The sequence below is a fragment of the Oribacterium sp. oral taxon 078 str. F0262 genome (assembly GCF_000160135.1).
In the GTDB taxonomy this organism is placed as follows: domain Bacteria; phylum Bacillota; class Clostridia; order Lachnospirales; family Lachnospiraceae; genus Oribacterium.
The window spans coordinates 392-4313 of record NZ_GG729938.1; the positions used below are offsets into that span (position 1 = coordinate 392).

Genomic DNA, 3922 nt, shown 5'->3' on the forward strand with positions numbered 1-3922 from the left:
TCCAGTGAACTTTCGGAAGAAGTTAATGTTCTGCGCAGGTTCAGACGCTCCTTGATGTTCCAGAAAGCTTTTTCGATGACATCGCGCATCCTGTACAGGCGGAGTGCTGTGACCGGGTCTTTTACTTCGTTGCTGATCAGGACAAAGAATCCATATCGATCTCGGACAGAATCTATGGCTTCCTGCTTGTAGGAAAGAGAGATTCCTCTTTTGGGTGTCTCTTTGACCTCAAAGTACTTCCGGTAGTCTTTCTCATGCTCCGGTACGCGCTTTCCGGAAAGGAGTTCCGCTTTAAGGGCATCCAGTTTTCTGTTCAGAGCCTTACTGTCATCGGAAAACTTATCCGGATTGAAATACAGGTGGAGATACATGCGGCGCTCTTCCTGGATCGTATCGCCTTTGTAAGGCCGTTCCTGTTCGTAATCCCATGCGATCGTCCTGGAGAAGACATACAGCTCCAGATCACTGTTATAGTGTTCATAGCGGTCTTTCTCTGCTCCGATTTCACGGATGGAATCCTTCGCAAACTTCAACGCCGCAGAGGTGCTGCACAGAAACTTCCGATGCTCTTTGTACAGGGCATTGATGTTATCCGCACTGTAGTATCCCCGGTCCATGACCAGCCTGATCTTCTCATAGCCAAGGACATCCAGTTCGCGGAGCAGTTCACGAATCGTTTTGACGTCCGGAATGTTTCCGGCAAGCTTACGATAGTAGAACGGCAGGCCGGAGTTTTCTCCGAAGATCAGAGCCAGATTGATCTGCGGAAGCTTTTCCCCATCCTTGTTCTTGCCGTACCTGACCTGCCTCAGGCTCTCAGAATAACTGGATATAGAAGTGCTGTCATAAGCCCAGTATTCCTTTTCAATCCGTCGCTTTCCCTGCAGGCGGAAGAACTGCATCTTTGCGTCTTCCGTAATGGACTGGAAAAGCTCCGAACTCCTTTGAGAGGGAATGTCGTTCCCGTAAGGGTGTTTATGGAGCATGGCCCACTTCTTAAAACGGAAGAGCGGATTCTGATCCTCCAGGATCAGGTAATAGGCGATCGACTGGATCTGTTTATAGGTATGCGGAAAACAGGTCTTTAAATCCGCTGTTACGCCGGTAACGATGCCGATCCGATCGAATAAATAAGTGGCACCAAAGAAGAGCCGCTCCGTCTGTGTAACAGGTATCGGTCCTCTTTTTGCAGGAGGATTAAGGCTCTTTATGCTGCGGCGTTTTCCACGGCCATCGGTCGGAACGACTTCTCCGCTGTCCGGATCCAGTCGTCCGATCAGCGTCCTTTTGGAACGGGGCTGCTTTTTATCCCTGTCCCAGTAGGAAGTTGACTCGTAAACATAGGTGATGCCACTGCGTTTATCAAGCTGTTTAATCATAGCCATGGGATTGATCCTACTAGTTATGTATTGTAACACATAACTAGTTAAAAATCAACCATAAATGCCAAATTTTATCAGTATTTATGCGGCTTTGCGGCACTTATCACAGTGATATCCTAGTGTGGAATCACGGGAATGTAGGTTGAACTGATTGTTTTTCTATGATTTTTAATGAATTATTATCCATATTTTTCAAAAATCGCTCTCGTTTTTATGCCACTCCAAATTTTCAGAGCCAAAATGGAGCCAAAGATACTCTGTAATATTGCACTCACATATCTCTGTAATATTGCACTCACATATCAAAAATACTAAGCTGTGCTTGTTTTAATGATTCAACTTTTCTAATCGATATTTTGTCATCTTCTTGAACTTGACTACATAGAATTGGTGACAACGGATCATATTTGGCAGCATTTGTTTCTACGCTTTTTGAACTATAATTAGCATAACAATATGCACATCCATTTTTACATGTATTATAAGTACCTATTTCAACACTTTCAACACATCCGCATTCTATCCGCTGATTTTTATCTTTGGAAACATTGATTTTACATCCAATAATTTTTTCAATCAATTCTCTATCTATACAACAATTATGAACTATACCACAATCGTCCAAATTTATTTTTTCTGCACAACTCCCAATTTTAATATTATTATCCGCTGCCATTTTGCTTAATTCCTTAGCAAATTCTCTCAGTTCATTATCATTTAATTCATAACTTGACAAGCCTTCCATATTTTTTTTATTTTTAGGATATATATCAACAAAACTAATCACGCACTTTTCTGTATATCCATTTAAAGCCTCTGCAATACTTTTAAATGCCTTCAAATGATATTCTTTCGTATATCTATCAGAAAAAAATATAGGATCGTATCTCCAAATCACTTTTTGTTTACCAATTTTCTCAGATAACTCTTGAAATACCGGTATCATTTTTGTTTTTTTATTTGGCAAATTAACCTCAACATCATTTCCGTATCCAGTTAATGTAAATTGAAAATAATAATTATAATCTTTTATCTCGTCTATTCTCTTTATCATTGGCAACGGATTCTTTGTCCAAAACACTATGCAATCTACAACATCTGGAGTGATTTTTATTTCACTTATCTGATGAACATTCATAGGATTACGAACATATAAAAATCCTTCTTTTATTCTATTATAGAACCATTCCGAATAATAATTAGGAATATCCGTTCTTCTACTTACACTTAATATCATCTAATCTACCCTTTCAAACATAATTACCTGATATCTAATATGCCCTACTTTTAAAATGGGCCATCTCCTTAAATATTTCTGACAATCAGATTGGCAATTCATTTTTTGAATCTTATAATTCGCACATTCTATATTTAGATTTTTCACAAATTCCAATGCATCTGGTGGATACTGAAACTCATTATCTAATGTGACAATGCCATTATCACAATCAAAATATTTATATTATATTGAGTATAAGGCCATTTTGTTTTAAACCCATTCTTACCTATCGCTTCAATTAAGCATTTTGTTTTTTGTATATCTCTATCCATACTTCCCTGATCTTCCCTAAGTGATATACAAACAAAAAATCTATCTTTCTGTATCTTCTTTGATGAAAAGCTATTTGCCATAACATTCAGTTCACTATCAGAGAACTCACTAATTGACTTCGGGAAAAAATACACATCGGAAATAAATCGACTATTATTTGTGAAAAAATCAGCCGCATTTTCAATTAAATAATGTAATTCATCATTTTGTCTTTGACGAATTTTGTAGTTCCAGTCAATTTTATCTATTCCAACATATCTTATACTACAATCTATTTTACGCTTCATTTCTAATGCATGTACCAATGACCAATAATCTATCATCGAACCACATCCTACTGATGTTACCGAAATATTATTAACATCATCCATCTGAGCTAATACATCCAGATACATTCTGCTATATTCAAACGCATAAGCAAATGCATATCTTAATAAATATAACTGTTGAATATTTATATCTTCATAATCAGGAAGTGAGCCTGCCTCAAAATTTAATTTTTTAAACTTACATAAGCATACATCATTATCAACATATTTTTGCAGATCCTCATATACTTCTTGTAAATATTGCGTTATTCCAATCATAAAACTTCCTCCTCAACTCCATGTATGCAGTTTTAGAATCTTATTTTATTAACATTATACAATATTCACTCCAAGAAGTCCATTTATATTAACTATCTAAAAACTTGCCATCTCATTTCTAAGCATATATCATCTCTTTATCCACAATCTCCCTCGCACACGCTTGTATATTGTTCATTCTCGCTACCCATTCCATCTGATTATCAGCCTTTAATGTGATTTTCCTAAGAATTAACTCTCGACGTCCTCAGAATCCCCCGCGGAGGTGTCCCCCTGAAGGAACTGCATGATCTCCTCGAAGCTTCTGTTGCTGTCCTCAATAGCCTTCATGAGTTCCTTCTTCTGAAGCTCGTCCCGTTTATTCATCATCTGCTCCAGTTTGCTGACCTCAGCTTCATAGT

At 37.8% G+C, this 3922-nt stretch carries 4 protein-coding genes; all 4 read right to left on the minus strand.

Translation table 11 applies throughout. The features are described 5' to 3' along the window. Positions 1-1385, minus strand: a 1385-nt coding sequence (locus GCWU000341_RS11675; protein WP_009216262.1) for an IS1634 family transposase, incomplete at its 3' end; no start/stop codon positions are given. A gap of 292 nt (positions 1386-1677) precedes the next feature. Beyond that, positions 1678-2619 (minus strand): DUF1848 domain-containing protein, encoded by a 942-nt coding sequence (locus GCWU000341_RS11680; RefSeq protein ID WP_040654385.1) that lies wholly within the window; start codon positions 2617-2619, stop codon positions 1678-1680. 185 nt (positions 2620-2804) lie between these two features. Beyond that, positions 2805-3521: a hypothetical protein gene (locus tag GCWU000341_RS11685; RefSeq protein ID WP_009216264.1), complete on the minus strand. Its 717-nt coding sequence runs from the start codon at positions 3519-3521 to the stop codon at positions 2805-2807. 118 nt (positions 3522-3639) lie between these two features. Then, positions 3640-3753, minus strand: a complete 114-nt coding sequence (locus GCWU000341_RS13285) for a TnpV protein (protein ID WP_442852101.1) — start codon at positions 3751-3753, stop codon at positions 3640-3642. Between the last annotated feature and the right edge of the window lie 169 nt (positions 3754-3922).